The sequence below is a fragment of the Chelativorans intermedius genome (assembly GCF_025398255.1).
Taxonomy (GTDB): Bacteria; Pseudomonadota; Alphaproteobacteria; order Rhizobiales; family Rhizobiaceae; genus Chelativorans; species Chelativorans intermedius.
In genome coordinates this window covers 24,857-39,195 of the sequence record NZ_JAODNW010000021.1, presented here as the reverse complement: position 1 = coordinate 39,195, position 14,339 = coordinate 24,857, and the positions used below count along the sequence as shown (strand labels likewise).

General features: G+C 65.4%; 14 protein-coding genes. 4 read left to right on the top strand and 10 right to left on the bottom strand.

Annotated features, from left to right (window positions below):
* Positions 1-116: 116 nt before the first annotated feature.
* From NYR58_RS15375 to NYR58_RS15355, 5 genes are all read right to left on the bottom strand, one after another.
* A complete protein-coding gene (locus tag NYR58_RS15375; RefSeq protein WP_261522003.1) occupies positions 117-866 on the bottom strand; it encodes a sugar phosphate isomerase/epimerase family protein in 750 nt (249 codons plus the stop codon).
* Between the two features lie 113 nt (positions 867-979).
* Positions 980-2,068 (bottom strand): ABC transporter ATP-binding protein, encoded by a 1,089-nt coding sequence (locus NYR58_RS15370; protein ID WP_261522002.1) that lies wholly within the window; start codon positions 2,066-2,068, stop codon positions 980-982.
* Positions 2,069-2,071: 3 nt separating this feature from the next.
* Entirely contained in the window at positions 2,072-2,953 is an 882-nt protein-coding gene (locus NYR58_RS15365) for a carbohydrate ABC transporter permease (RefSeq protein ID WP_378074635.1), read from the bottom strand.
* A 52-nt stretch (positions 2,954-3,005) separates the two neighbouring features.
* On the bottom strand, positions 3,006-3,902 hold the full coding sequence (locus NYR58_RS15360; protein WP_261522000.1) for a carbohydrate ABC transporter permease: 897 nt from the start codon (positions 3,900-3,902) through the stop codon (positions 3,006-3,008).
* An 81-nt stretch (positions 3,903-3,983) separates the two neighbouring features.
* Positions 3,984-5,225, bottom strand: coding sequence for an ABC transporter substrate-binding protein (locus NYR58_RS15355; RefSeq protein WP_378074634.1), 1,242 nt, complete (start codon positions 5,223-5,225; stop codon positions 3,984-3,986).
* 195 nt (positions 5,226-5,420) lie between these two features.
* On the opposite strand from NYR58_RS15355, the gene NYR58_RS15350 reads away from it, so the two are divergent.
* The gene (locus NYR58_RS15350; RefSeq protein WP_261521998.1) at positions 5,421-6,458 is read left to right on the top strand and encodes a LacI family DNA-binding transcriptional regulator; all 1,038 of its coding nucleotides are present in this window, start codon (positions 5,421-5,423) and stop codon (positions 6,456-6,458) included.
* Between the two features lie 171 nt (positions 6,459-6,629).
* Here NYR58_RS15350 and purU read toward each other — a convergent pair whose 3' ends face one another.
* Genes purU through NYR58_RS15325 form a run of 5 tightly spaced genes read right to left on the bottom strand, consistent with a single transcriptional unit; the run spans position 6,630 to position 10,984 of the window.
* The gene (gene purU, locus NYR58_RS15345; protein WP_261521997.1) at positions 6,630-7,490 is read right to left on the bottom strand and encodes a formyltetrahydrofolate deformylase; all 861 of its coding nucleotides are present in this window, start codon (positions 7,488-7,490) and stop codon (positions 6,630-6,632) included.
* 55 nt (positions 7,491-7,545) lie between these two features.
* Positions 7,546-8,358, bottom strand: a complete 813-nt coding sequence (locus NYR58_RS15340) for a 3-methyl-2-oxobutanoate hydroxymethyltransferase (RefSeq protein WP_261521996.1) — start codon at positions 8,356-8,358, stop codon at positions 7,546-7,548.
* Positions 8,355-9,548 carry an NAD(P)/FAD-dependent oxidoreductase gene (locus NYR58_RS15335; RefSeq protein ID WP_261521995.1) on the bottom strand — a complete coding sequence of 398 codons (1,194 nt, stop codon included), beginning with the start codon at positions 9,546-9,548 and terminating at the stop codon, positions 8,355-8,357. The genes NYR58_RS15340 and NYR58_RS15335 overlap by 4 nt, the downstream gene beginning before the upstream one ends.
* Before the next feature lie 7 nt (positions 9,549-9,555).
* The gene (locus tag NYR58_RS15330) at positions 9,556-9,870 is read right to left on the bottom strand and encodes a MocE family 2Fe-2S type ferredoxin (protein ID WP_261521994.1); all 315 of its coding nucleotides are present in this window, start codon (positions 9,868-9,870) and stop codon (positions 9,556-9,558) included.
* A 25-nt stretch (positions 9,871-9,895) separates the two neighbouring features.
* Entirely contained in the window at positions 9,896-10,984 is a 1,089-nt protein-coding gene (locus tag NYR58_RS15325; protein WP_261521992.1) for a fatty acid desaturase family protein, read from the bottom strand.
* A gap of 137 nt (positions 10,985-11,121) precedes the next feature.
* On the opposite strand from NYR58_RS15325, the gene NYR58_RS15320 reads away from it, so the two are divergent.
* The 3 genes from NYR58_RS15320 (at position 11,122) to NYR58_RS15310 (ending at position 14,278) form a co-directional block, all read left to right on the top strand.
* Positions 11,122-12,153 carry a LacI family DNA-binding transcriptional regulator gene (locus tag NYR58_RS15320; protein ID WP_261521989.1) on the top strand — a complete coding sequence of 344 codons (1,032 nt, stop codon included), beginning with the start codon at positions 11,122-11,124 and terminating at the stop codon, positions 12,151-12,153.
* A 138-nt stretch (positions 12,154-12,291) separates the two neighbouring features.
* Entirely contained in the window at positions 12,292-13,125 is an 834-nt protein-coding gene (locus tag NYR58_RS15315) for a TIM barrel protein (protein ID WP_261521987.1), read from the top strand.
* Between the two features lie 208 nt (positions 13,126-13,333).
* Positions 13,334-14,278, top strand: a complete 945-nt coding sequence (locus NYR58_RS15310; protein WP_261521977.1) for a sugar ABC transporter substrate-binding protein — start codon at positions 13,334-13,336, stop codon at positions 14,276-14,278.
* Positions 14,279-14,339 lie beyond the last annotated feature (61 nt).

Here is a 14,339-nt window from a genome sequence, read left to right as displayed (position 1 = left end):
GCCTCTGCGGCACCGATGTCTCCGGGGTGCGAGCCCGCGCCGGGGAAGGGTTCCCGGCGGCACCATCCTCGCCACGGTCCGGGCTGCGCTGCGGCCGCTGTTTCGTGAGTCGTTTCCTAGAATCTGCCGGCGTTCTCGATCGACCGGCGGGCAAAGCGCTCGTGGTCGCTCGGCTTGTCGTGCTCCATGACGAAGAAGCGGGCCTTCGTCTTTTCCCGCACCGCGGCCATCAGCCCCCTCCAGTCCATGATGCCGGTGCCCACATCGGCCCAGCCGTCCTCGTCCGCTTTCTCGCCCTCCGGCGCGATGTCCTTGATGTGGACGGAGGAGATTCGCGCGCCGTGCGCCTCGATCCATTCGAGCGGATCGGCGCCGCCGCGCACGATCCAGGCAATGTCGGCCTCCCAGGAAAGCTCCGGCCCGCCGCGGAAGATCTCGGCCTGCGGAACGGCGCCGTCGGCAAGCGGGCGGAACTCGAAATCGTGGTTGTGCCAGCCAAAGATGAGCCCGGCCTTGACCAGCGGCTCGCCTGCCTTCTGCAGCCGCTCGCCGAAGCGGGCATAGCCGGCTCCGTCCGCGGGCCGCTGGTCGGCAGCCAGATGCGGGCAATAGGCCGCCTGCATGCCCACGGTCTGCGCGATCTCCAGCACGCGGTCCGGCTCGTTTTCCAGCATATCGAGGCTGAAATGGCCGGAGGTCATGGCAATGCCGGCCTCGTCGAGCGCCGCCTTGAGTGCCGGAAGGTCGCCATAGACGCCGCCATAGCCCTCCACCTGCGCATAGCCCAGCGACCTGAGCATCTTGAGCGTCTGCGCAAGGGGCGGAAATTCCCGGGAGGAATAGAGCTGATAGGAAAACTCGGTCATGCATCTCTCCAGAATTCGGCGCCGCAGCCGGGCACCGGGTTGTCGTCAACGCTTAAGGCCTGAGCCCCGACCGCCGCAGACGGCGCAGGCCGCGCCCCCACCGGCAATGGTTCTCAGACCCGCATCTCCGTCTCCGCGTCGAAGATCGAGGCGCGCGCCGGATCGAAGCCGATCTTCATGCGCTCGCCCTCCTTCACCGGCGTCTGGCCATCGACGCGGAAGCGCAGCTCGTGGCCGTCGAGCCGCGACCAGACCAGCGTGTCCGCGCCCATCGGCTCCACCACCTCCACCTCCACCTCGCACTGGAAGGGCAGGTCGGCGGCCACCTTGTCGGTGAAGATGTGCTCCGGCCGGATGCCGAAGCTCACCGGCCCCGGCTTCGGGCCGTTGCCGGAGAACGCGTAGCCGGAAAGCTCGATCGCCGTCTCGCCGGCCCTGAAGACCGGGTCGCTGTTCACCTCCAGCGTGCCGTCGATGAAGTTGATGCTGGGCGAGCCGATGAAGCCGGCGACATACTTGTTGACCGGCCGGTTGTAGATGGTGGCGGGATCGGCAAGCTGCTGGATGGCGCCGGCACGCATGATGGCGATGCGGTCGGCCAGTGTCATCGCCTCGATCTGGTCGTGGGTGACATAGATCATGGTGGTGTTTTCGAGCTGCTGGTGCAGGCGCTTGATCTCCACCCTGAGCTCGGCCCTCAGCTTGGCGTCGAGGTTCGACAGCGGCTCGTCGAAGAGGAAGACATCGACGTCGCGCACCAGGGCCCGCCCGATGGCCACGCGCTGGCGCTGGCCACCCGAAAGCTGCGCCGGCTTGCGTTTGAGAAGCGGCTCGATGTGCAGAAGCGCCGCGGCGCGCTCGATGCGCTTCTTGATTTCCTCCTTCGGCACGCCGGCGTTCTTGAGCCCGAAGGAAAGGTTCCCCTCCACCGTCATCTGCGGATAGAGCGCATAGGACTGGAACACCATGCCGATGCCGCGGTCCTTGGGCTGTTCCCAGGTGACGTTGCGGTCGTTGATGAAGATCTGCCCGTCGGTGATGTCGAGCAGCCCGGCGATGCAGTTGAGAAGCGTGGACTTGCCGCAGCCCGACGAGCCCAGCAGCACCAGAAACTCGCCCTGCCTGATGTCCAGGTTGAGGTTCTGCAGGACCTTCACATCGCCGAAGTTGAGGTCGAGGTTCTTAACCGAGACGCTGGCCATGGCTTATCCCTTTACCGCGCCGGCGGCGATGCCGCGCACGAACAGTTTTCCCGAGGCGAAGTAAACGATCAGCGGCACCAGACCGGTGATGATCGTCGCTGCCATGTTGACGTTGTATTCCTTCACGCCCTGGACGGAATTGACGATGTTGTTGAGCTGGACGGTCATCGGATAGGTGTCCGGCTTGGTGTAGACGACGCCGAACAGGAAGTCGTTCCAGATGCCCGTCACCTGGATGATCATCGCCACCACGAAGATTGGCAGGCTCATCGGCAGCATGATCTTGAAATAGATGGCCCAGAAGCCCGCCCCGTCCACGCGCGCCGCCTTGAACAGCTCCTCCGGCACCGAGGTGAAGTAGTTGCGGAACAGCAGGGTGAGGATTGGCATGCCGAAGATGGTGTGCACCAGCACGAGCCCGGTCAGGGTGCCGTAGATGCCCATCTCGCGCAGGATGATGACCAGCGGATAGAGCATCACCTGATAGGGGATGAAGGCGCCGACGATGAGGATGGTGAAGAAGGTGTTGGCACCCTTGAAGCGCCAGTGGGCGAGCGCATAGCCGTTGAGCGAGGCAATGGCGATGGACAGAAGGACGGAGGGAATGGTGATCCTCACCGAGTTCCAGAAGCCTCTCGACAGCCCGTCGCAATTGAGCCCCGTGCAGGCCGTCGCCCAGGCCTTCACCCAGGGCTCGAAGGTGATCTCGACGGGCGGTGCGAAGATGTTGCCCATGCGGATCTCGGGCATGCCCTTCACGGAGGTCACGATCATCACGTAGAGCGGCAGCAGGTAGTAGACCGCCACGACGATGAGCGTGCCGTAGAGGAAGATGTTGCGGCGCGACAGCATGCGGCGGGGGCGGGCGCCGCGCGGGCCGACCATCGCCTCGGAGGCGGCTTCGGCAGCGATGCCGGTGTCGTTGATGGCGCCGGTGTCAGCCATGACGTTTCCTCCCTCCGAACTCGAGATAGGCCCATGGCACGATGACGATGATGACGGCCAGCAGCATCATGGTCGAGGCGGCGAAGCCCTGGCCGAGATTCTGCGCCAGGAACATGGAGTCGTAGACATATTTCGCTGGCACTTCCGACGCGATGCCCGGGCCGCCGCCCGTCTGCGCCACCACGAGGTCGTAGACGCGCACGATGCCCGTGGAAATCAGCACCAGGGCGGTGATGAAGACCGGCCGCATCATGGGAATGACGATGAAGAGATAGGTCTTCCACGTCGGGATGCCGTCGATGCGCGCTGCCTTCCAGATTTCCTCGTCGATGCCGCGCAGCCCCGCCAGCATGATGCACATGATCAGTCCGCTGCTCTGCCAGAGCCCGGCGATGAGGATGCCGAAGATCACGATGTCGGCATTGTAGAGCGGATCGAAGTTGAAGCTCTCCCATCCCAGCCCCCGCACGATACTCTGGATGCCGAAATCGGGATTGAGAATCCATTGCCACACGAGGCCGGTGACGATGAAGGACAGCGCGAAGGGATAGAGGAAGATGGTGCGGAAGGTGTTCTCGAAGCGGATCTTCTGGTCGAGCAGTGCTGCCAGCACGAAGCCGATGACGAGCGACAGCACCAGCATGCAGACGCCGTAGATCAGGAGATTCTGAAGCGAGATGATCCACTTGCTGGTCGACCACAGCCGGTCGTACTGGTCGAGGCCCACGAAATTCAGCCGCGGCAGCAGCTTGGAATTGGTGAACGAGTAGACGATCGTCCATCCCGTGCCGCCGACGAACACCACAAGGGCGGTCAGGATCATCGGGATGGAAGCGATCTTTGCCGACAGGTTGCGGAAAAGCTGGTTTGGACGCGCATGGGCTGGCATGACGGCACCTCCCGGATTGCCCGGCCACGGTGTGAGCGCCGCCAACCTCCGGCAGGCCGGCGGCGCTCGCTCCCTGGGTGATCAGTCTGCCTGGGCGACGATGTCGACGAAGCGCTTCTGCGCCTCTTCCGCCGTGATGCTCGTATCGTTGAAGAACTCCACGAACAGGTCGTTGAGCTGATTGTTCGTGTCTTCGGTGTTGAGCTGGTTGACGGCGGGCATCGTCTTGCCCTCGGCCAAAATTTCCAGGCCCTTGCGCATGCAGTCGTTGGCCGCCTGGAGGTCGACGTCGCCGCGCACCGGCAGCGAGCCCTTCTTCAGGTTGAAGGCCACCTGCACATCCGGCTGCAGCATGGTGGAGGCCAGCGCAAGCTGGGCTTCCTGCACCTCCGGGTCGTCTGTGACGGGGAAGTAGAAGGCATCGCCGTCGGTGGAAATGATCTCGTTCTCGCCGAGCCCCGGCAGGCAGGTGTAGTCCTCGCCCGCCACCTCGCCGGCCACCTGGAACTCGCCCTGCGCCCAGTCGCCCATGATCTGGCCGCCGGCCTGATCGGTGATGACGAGATTGGTCGCCTGGTTCCAGTCCTGCACGTTGGAGCCCTGGGTCATCTCACGGGCGTCCTCGGCCGCCTTGAACACGCGGGCGATCTCCGGACCCGCGGCCACCTCGGTGTCCTTGTCGCCATAGACCTTGACGAGCACGTCCGGCCCGGCGAGCGCCACCATCAGCACGTTGAAGAGACCCGAGCTCTGCCAGGGCTGGCCGCCCAGCGCGAGCGGGATCTTGCCGGCGGCGCGCAGCGCCGGTGCGGCGGCGACGAACTCGTCCCAGTTGGTGGGAACCGGCACGCCGGCATCCTCGAAGGCCTTGTTGGACAGCCACAGCCACTGCCAGGAATGGATGTTGACCGGCACGCAGTAGATGCGCCCGTCGACGGTGCAGGAATCGAGCAGGCTCGTCGGGCGGATGAAGTCCCGCCAGCCCTCCTTCTCGGCAAGCTCCGTAAGGTCGCGCATCAGGCCCGCCTCGATCAGCTCCTCCGTCTGGCGGCCATGGTTGAACTGTGTGGCGCCCATCGGGTCGCCGCCGGTAATGCGGCTCACCATGATGGGCCGCGCCGTGTTGCCGCCGCCGGCAATGGCGCCGTCCACCCAGGTGTGGCCCGTCTTTTCCTCGAAAGCCTTGGCGAACTCGGCCACGGCCGCCGCCTCGCCGCCGGAGGTCCACCAATGGGTAACCTCGATCTCGGCAGCGGAGGCCACGGCAGCAGCCCCCAGAAAGGTCGATGCAGTCAGCAATGCTTTGAAAGATTTCATGTCTATCCTCCCATTCGGATGTCCATCAAGCGGGATCCGAAAACCCGGCACACCGGCCTCCACACCGGTGTAATCGATTACAGCACTTGCACAGGCTGCTTGTAATCGATTACATATAGCTTGATTTGGGATGACATAAGTGTCAACCATTTTTCCGCCTCCATCAAATATTTTTTTCGCGACTCGAACAATATACGGACATTGGACAGGAAAACGCCCAGGATTCAGGACGTCGCGCGCGCCGCGGGCGTCTCCACCGCCACCGTCAGCCGGGCGATCAGCAATCCCTCGGTGGTCTCGGAGGCCACGCGCAATGCGGTGTTCGAGGCAATCCGCAGCACCGGCTACCAGATCAATCTCACCGCCCGCAATCTGCGGCAGCGGCGCACCCGCGCCATCGTTGTGCTGGTGCCCAATCTGGGCAATCCGTTCTTCTCGCACATCCTTGCCGGCATCGAGCAGGTGGCCGCCTCCGCCGGTTTCTCGGTGCTCATCGTCGACACCAAGCAGCCGCATGCCAACGAGGGGCAGCTCTTCACCTATCTCAGCAGCTCGCGCGCCGATGGCCTGATCGTGCTCGACGGCTCGTTGCCCGTCGCGCTCTTCGAGCGGCGGGGCACGGCAGGCGGCCTGCCGCCCGTCGTCTTCGCCTGCGAGTGGATCGCCGGCAGCCCGTTCTCGAAGGTGATGATCGACAACGCTGCGGGGGCGGCCATGGCCATCCGCCATCTCCATGGTCTCGGACACCGCTGCATCGGCCATGTCAGCGGTCCGCGCGGCAATGTGCTCACCGACACCAGGCTGCAGGGCACACGCGCAGCACTCGCCGAGCTGGGCCTGCCCGTGCGCCGCGAATGGTTCTTCGACGGTGATTTTTCCCTGCAGTCGGGCGCCGAGGCGGCCCGTGCCTGGCTCGCCCTCGACGAGCGGCCGACAGCCGTCTTCTGCGCCAGCGACCAGATGGCCTGTGGTTTCATCTCGCAGTTGAGCATGGAGGGCTACACGGTGCCGCGGGACGTATCGGTGGTCGGCTTCGACGACATCGACATCGCCCGCCACTTCATTCCGCCGCTCACGACGGTACGCCAGCCGCGCAATGCCATCGGCGCTGCCGCGGCGCGCCTTCTCATCGCGCAGATGGGCGCTGGGACCGCCGACGCGCCGCCGGTGGAGGAGGTGTTGGCGGTGGAGCTGGCGGCGCGCCGCAGCGCCGCGCCGCCCGGCCCCGCAGCAGGATGAAGAGAGGCGAGAGAAGGGGCGGCGATAACCGGTTCCTTACGGAAGATCCGCACCTTCCAGGGGCGCGAGGTGCTGGAGACCGCGTGAAAGCCGCACGGCGGCAAGGATCGCCGTCATGAACTGCGGCGCCGTCATCCGCGACCGGCAGCGGCGAACGCGCGGGCGCTGCGCTCACCCCTTGGCAAAGACCACGGTCTTATGCCCGTTCAGCATCACGCGATTTTCCAGGTGCAGCTTGACGGCGCGCGCAAGCACGCGGCTCTCGATGTCGCGGCCGGCGGCGATGAAGTCCTCGACGCTCATGGCGTGGGTCACGCGCTCCGTCTCCTGCTCGATGATCGGGCCCTCGTCGAGGTCGGGCGTCACATAGTGTGCGGTGGCGCCGATGAGCTTCACCCCGCGCTCATGCGCCTGGTGGTAGGGCTTGGCGCCCTTGAAGCTCGGCAGGAAGGAGTGGTGGATGTTGATGACCTTGCCGAACAGGCGGTTGGAAAGCTGGTCGGAAAGCACCTGCATGTAGCGCGCGAGGATGACGAGATCGGCCTCCGTCTCCTGCACCAGCTTGAGCAGCCGCTCCTCCTGTTCGGCCTTGTTCTGCCTGTTCACCGGCCAGCAGTGGTAGGGAATGTTCTCTGCCTCGGCGGTCCCGCGCGAATCCTCATGGTTGGAGACGATGGCCGCGACCTGCGCATCCAGCCAGCCGACGCGGATCTGGTAGAGCAGGTGGAGGAGCGCGTGGTCGAATTTCGAGACCATGATGATGATCTTCGGGCGGCGCGAGCGGTCGGCAAGCCGCGTCTTCATGTCGAAGCGGGCAATGGCCGGCTCCAGCGCGCGTTCGATGCGCCCGCGGTCCACCGCCTCGGGAACGGTGAAGGAGATCCGCATGAAGAAGCGGTTGGTCTGCCGGTCCCAGAACTGGTTGGATTCGGCGATGTTGGCGCCGAGCCCGGCAAGCTCCCGCGTCACGGCGGCGACGATGCCGGGCCGGTCCTCGCAGGAGATATTGATGTCGAAGCTCTTCTCACTCATCGGCTGGCCTTGATCGGATTTTGGGAACGGACGGGGCAAACGCCGGCGGGCGGCTTCACGCCGGCGGCTGTTTTTCGAGCCAATCGCGGAAGCGCGCAAGCGTCTCCTCCTCCACCGCCACCTTGTGGCCGGTTTCGGGATAGGCGCCGGAGCGCACATCATCGGCGAACTCGCGATAGGCGCTCACCCGTTCCTCCTGCAGGCGCGCATATTCGGCGGCGAAGTTGCGATAGGTCTTGGCGTGGCGCGGCACATGGCCGGTGTTGGCGCCCAGCACGTCGTCGGAGAAGAGATACTGCGCGTCGCAGCCCGCCCCCGCCCCCATGGAGATCATGAAGAGCGAAGTCCGGCTGGCGATCTCCGTGGCGATGGCCTCCGGCACCACCTCGATCTCGGCGGCGAAGGCGCCCGCCTCTTCCAGCGCCTTGACCTGCCGCCAGACGAGCTGGGCGGTTTCGAGCGTCTTGCCGACGGCGCGGAAGCCGCCCGTCCACGTCGCCTTGGAAGGAATGAGGCCGACATGGCCGCACACGGGAATGCCCTCCTCGGCAAGCTGCCGGATGGTGCGCGTGCCTGCCGAGCAGTAGACGGCATCCGCACCGGCCTTGTAGAGGCGGAAGGCCCAGCGGACGAAGTCGTCGCTGGTGCCCACCTCGAAGAAGTTGACGCCCGGGATGGCGAACACCGTCGGCGCCGCCTCGCGGAAGGCCGTTTCGAGCATCAGCTCGGGCGGCACGGAGACCATGTCGATGCCGGCCCGCTCGGCGGCTTCCGCTTCCTCCAGCGTCTCCACGCGCAGCATTGCGAGCTGGCGCTCGCCCCTGAGCGCGCGCAGCTCGGCGATCGTCTTGCGGTTCGGCCGCTTCATGCCGTCTCCTCCTTCAAGAGCGTCTTCAGATTGACGGCCGGATCGGCAAGCCGTGCCGGATCGGGCCGCAGCCCCTTCTCGATCATCATCTCGGCAAGCCGGATGTCCTTCGCCACAGCGTTGCCGATTCCAATGCCGCTGGCCGCCGCGAGCCGGCCCGCATCGTCGAGCTCGAACAGCACGAAGGCACCGTCGCCGAGCGCCCGCCGCACATGGGTGCGCGCCGGGTCGGGCAGGCCCGCCACCTGCAGCGTGAGGTCGTACTGGTCGGACCAGAACCAGGGCGGGCTGGCATATCGCTCCTGGCTGCCCAGCATGGCGCGGGCGGCATGCGTTCCCTGGTCCTGCGCGGCGCGCCAGCTTTCCAGGCGCACCAGCCGCCCGTCGAAAGGAAAGCGGCAGCAATCGCCGGCGGCGAAGATGTGCGGATCGCTGGTGGCCAGCCGGCCATCGACCAGGATGCCGTTGTCGACCTTCAGGCCCGCCGCCTCGGCAAGCCGCGTTTCCGGTGCCGCGCCAACGCCGGCCACCACCATGTCGGCGTCGATCGTGCGCCCGTCGCTCAGCGCAACGCCGTCCTCGCGCACCTGCGTCACACCTGTCCCGAGGATCAGCTCCACCCCCGCCGCCCGGTGCCGCGCGGCGACCGCCTCGGCGATCTCGCCCGGCACGATGCGCGCCATCGGCCGGGGGGCCGCTTCGATCACCGTCACTGCCGCGCCCCGACCCCGCGCCGTGGCCGCAAGCTCCAGCCCGATGAAGCCGCCGCCGACAATCGCAAGCTTCAGCCCCGGGCCGAGCGCCTCCAGTATGGCGTGTGCGTCGTCGAGACTGCGCAGGGTCAGCGCCGCCTCCATGCCGGGAAAGCGCCGCGCCCGCGCGCCCGTGGCCAGCAGCAGCTTGTCGTAGACCAGGCTGCGGCCATCCGCCAGATGCACCCGCTTCGCCGCCCGGTCGATCGCTTCCGCCCGGCTGGCCTGCAGAAGCTCGATCTGCGCCTGTGCATACCGGGCTTCCTCGGCGATGGGCTTGGCCGCCACGGGGCAGTTCTTGGAAAGGGGCGGGCGTTCATAGGGCAGGTGCGGCTCCTCGCCGACGAGCAGGATGGCGCCGTCATGGCCCGCCTCGCGCAGTGCGAAGGCGGCCCGCACGCCGCATTCGCCGGCGCCGATGATCACGATGTCGCCCATCGCCGCGTCAGCCCAGATCGATGAACACGCGGCCGTCTTCCACCTTCACCGGATAGGTCCTCAGGTTGACGCACACCGGCGCCCCCTTGGCCTCGCCCGTGCGGTAGTCGAAGCGGCCATTGTGCTTCGGACATTCGATGATGTAGTCCATCACCAGCCCGTCGGAGAGGAAGGCATGTTCATGGGTGCAGATTCCGTCCGTGGCATAGAACTCGTCGTCCGGGCTGCGATAGATCGCATAGGTTCTGCCCTCGTGGTCGAACCGGATCAGGTCCTCCTCGTCCACATCCTCGACGCCGCACGCTTCAACCCAACGCGCCATGGAGACCTCCCTTGGAATTTCCGTTCTATTCTGCTGCCGCCGCTGCCGCCTGCGGCGCCACCTCGTGGAACTCGGCCCGGTAGGGCTTCGCGGTCGGCGGCAATGCGCGCTTGATGAAGTAATCCTCGTAGCGCAGCTGCCGCAGGAAGGCGGGGATCATCTCACGATAGCCGTCGAGGATCGAGGTGTTCGGCGCCGGCAGGTCGTGCTTGATCAGCTCGTGCAGCCGGGGCAGCGCATGGTAGGGCACCATGGGAAACATGTGATGCTCCACATGGTAGTTCATGTTCCAATAGATGAATCGGCTGATGGGGTTCATGTAGACCGTACGGCTGTTGAGCCGATGGTCGGTCACGTTGTCCGCCAGCCCGCCATGCTGCAGCAGGCCGGTCATCACGTGGTGCCAGGCGCCATAGAGGCGCGGGCCGCCGATCAGCAGGAAGGGCAGGATCGAGCCCGTATAGACGGCCGTCGCGGCGGTGGCTGCATAGATCGCCAGCCAGATGCGGGCGATGCGCACCACCTTGGGCTGCTCCTGCTCGGGAATGAAGGTCTTCTCCTCGGCGCTCACCACGCCGGCGGCGTTGCGCAGCATGTCGATGGTCGCGTGCCACAGGTCGATGATTCCGAAGAAGTTGAGGATCAGGCGCAGCAGGTCCGGCGGCCGCATCACCGCGATCTCGGGGTCGCGCCCGACGATGATGGTGTCGGTGTGGTGGCGGGCATGGCTCCAGCGCCACGTGACGGGATTGCGCATCATGAAGAAGGAGGCGATCTGGTAGACCGCGTCGTTCATCCAGCGCGTCTTGAACGCGGTGCCGTGCCCGCATTCGTGCCAGCGCGAGTCTCCTGCCGAGCCATAGAGCACGCCATAGGCCAGGAAGAAGGGGATCGACCAGGCAGAAGGCCATAGCCAAACGGCGACGCCGGCAAGGGCCGCCATGCTGCCCAGCCAGACGATGGTGTCGCGAATGGCCGGGCCGTCGCTGCGCTTCATCAGCGCCTTCATCTCCTTGCGCGGAACATCCGTGTGGTACCATTCGGCCGAGGCGAGGCCGGTCTCCACGGCGCGCCTGGCGTCCGGGCCGATCAGGCTGTAGTTGCGCTTGCCCATCTCTAAGCATCTCCTCCGATTGGCAGGCGGGATGTTATGAGGGCTTTTGACAGACATCAAGTTTCATGCAATTTTTCTATCATTTTCCATCACGCCCTGGTCCGAAAGCTTGATGGATTACGATCACGGAGGCGAGAATGGGCAAGCGTCCGACCATCGCAGACGTAGCAAGGACGGCCGGCGTCAGCGTGGCCACGGTGGATCGTGTTCTCAATGGCCGGCACCGGGTGCGCGAGGAGACGGCGCGCCGCGTCTACGAGGCGGCCAGCGAGATCGGCTATCACGCCGCGGCGCTCATCCACCGGCGGCTCACCCAGGACCTGCCGCAGATGGACTTCGGCTTCCTGCTGCAGAAGGAGAGCCAGCCATTCTATAAGGCGTTCGGCAGGGCGTTGCAGGAGGCGGCGGATGCGATGCCCGGCATGCGCGTGCGCGCTCACATCGAATATGTGAAGCACCAGACGCCCGCCGAGGTGGTGGAGCGGCTGGCGGCGCTCGGGCAGAGGACGCAGGCGATTGCCGCAACCAGCCTGGATCACCACTCGGTCACGCAGGCGGTGGAGGCGTTGAAGGGGGAGGGCAAGCCGGTCTTCTCCCTGCTGTCGGATTTTGCCCAGGGCGTGCGCGAGAGCTATGTCGGCCTCAACAATCTCAAGGTGGGGCGCACCGCCGCCTGGTTCATCTCGCGCACCGCGCCGCGCGTCGGCAAGGTGGCCATCTTCGTCGGCAGCCACCGCTGGCACGGGCACGAGCTGCGCGAGACCGGCTTTCGCAGCTATTTCCGCGAATACGCCCCGGGATTCGAGATTCTGGAGACGCTGGTCAATCTGGAAACGCGGCAGGTCACCCACGAGGCCACGCTGAACCTGCTCGACCGGCATCCCGACATCGCCGGCTTCTATGTCGCGGGCGGCGGCATGGAAGGCGCCATCAGCGCCTTGCGCGAGGAGACGCGTGACCCTCTGCCGGCGGTCGTGGTCAACGAGCTCACCCCCGACTCCTCCACCGCCCTGCAGGAACATCTGATCGTTGCCGCCATCGCCACCCCTCTGGGCGCGCTCTGCCGGTCGTTGATGGAGCATATGGCAAGTGCGGTGCGCAACGGCCCTTCGGAAACGCCGGGCCAGCTCTTCCTGCCGCCGGTGCTCTATGTGCCGGAAAGTCTTTGAGGGAGTTTGAAAGCCTTTCCTGCCTGAATCTATCATGAATGATGGCATTCATGATGAAATGAAATTGACCGTCCCTGACCCGGGCAGCATTTTCATTCCATGAATGGCGCCTGCGCGCCGCATGGAGGAAAGGCACGAATGTCCGAGAACAGCCCTGTTTTTGCGCTCAACCATATGTGCGCGCCGCAGCTTTCGGTATCCGATTTTCTGGATCTTGCCCAGGCGCTCGGCGCGGAAGGCGTGGAGATCCGCAACGACATCGAAGGCAACGCGCTTGCCGACGGCACGGACCCGGCGGACGTCGGGCGCGCCGCCGCGGCACGGGGCCTGCACATCTTCTCCATCAATGCCCTGCAGCGCTTCAACGCCTGGGACGGCGTGCGCGAGCGGGAGGCCAGGGCGCTGATCGGCCAGGCCAGGGCATGTGGCGCGCAGGCGCTCGTCCTGGTGCCCACCAATGATGGCACGGGCCGCGCCAATGGCGAGCGCCAGGCCAATCTGCGCATCGCGCTCAAGGCGCTGGCGCCCCTGCTCGCCGAGGCGGGCATCGTCGGCCTCGTCGAGCCGCTGGGCTTCGAGAGCTGCTCGCTGCGCCACAAGAGCGAGGCCGTGGAGGCGATCGAATCGCTTGGCCTGGGCGGAACATTCCGCCTCGTGCACGACACCTTTCACCACTTCGTGGCCGGCGAGAGCGCGTTTTTCCCCGCCCATACGGGGCTGGTTCATCTTTCCGGCGTTACCGATGGCAGCCTCGGCAGGGCGGTGATGCGCGATGGCCATCGCGTGCTCGTCGATGATCAGGACCGGCTGGACAATGTGGGCCAGGTCGCCGCGCTGCGTGCCGCCGGCTATGCCGGCCCGCTTTCCTTCGAGCCGTTCTCAGAAACGGTGCACCGGGCGCCGGATCTGCGGCGCGCGCTCGCCGACAGCATGGCGCTGGTCTGCGAGCGCGTGCGCCGCCGCGCGGCGTGATCGAAGGCGCTTGACGCCGGAGCAAAAAATAGAATAGATATTTCATTATGGACGCCGAAACGGTGGTGACGTTCTATTTCGGGAGGGGCGGCATGGGCCGAAAGCCCGGGGAGCGGCTGCCGCAGGCGTCGGGAGAATTCCCGTGTTCGGGATTTCCGGCATAATGAAGGGTGCTGCCGGACACCCCTCGTGTGGAGGAGCAAGTCTCATGAAGAAGCTTATTATGGGTGTTGCCGTATCGGCGCTGATGACGACCTCGGCCATGGCCGAGACCATCGGCGTCACGATGGCACTGTTCGACGACAACTTCCTGACCGTTCTGCGCAATGGCATGATCGAATACGCCGACGAGCTCGAAGGCGTCGATCTGCAGGTTGAAGACGCGCAGAACGACGTCGCCAAGCAGCTCGATCAGATCAACAATTTCATCGCTTCCGGCGTCGATGCGATCATCGTCAACCCGGTGGACACCTCCGCGACCGAGGCGATGACCAATGCCGCCGCGTCTGCCGGTGTGCCGCTGGTCTATGTTAACCGCCAGCCGATCAATGTCGACAGCCTGCCGGAGAACCAGGCTTTCGTCGCTTCCAACGAGATCGAATCCGGCACGCTTGCCGCGTTCGAGGGCTGCAAGCTCCTGCGCAGCATGGGCAAGAGCGAGGGCGCCAACATCTACATCATGATGGGCGAGCTCTCCAACCAGGCCGCCGTTCAGCGTACCAAGGACTTCCATGACGTGCTTGCCATGGACATGTGCAGCTTCATCAACGTCATCGACGAGCAGACGGCCAACTGGTCGCGCGACGAGGCGCAGGACCTGATGACCAACTGGCTGTCCTCCGGCACACAGTTCGACGGCGTGTTCTCCAACAATGACGAGATGGCCATCGGCGCCATTCAGGCCATGAAGGCGTCCGGCATTTCGATGGAGGATGTCGTGGTCACCGGCGTCGATGCCACGCAGGACGCGCTGGTTGCCATGCGCGAGGGCGACCTTGACGTGACGGTCTTCCAGAACGCCGCCGGTCAGGGCAGGGGTGCCGTCGATACGGCGCTGAAGCTGGCGCGGGGAGAGGATGTGGCGCAGAAGGTCTACATCCCCTTCGAGCTGGTCACGCCGGCCAATATCGACGACTACCTCGCAAAGAACTGATCGCGCCTGCGCTGATATGCGAAGATGGGCGGCAGCGGCAGGTGCCGCCCATTTTTGAAGG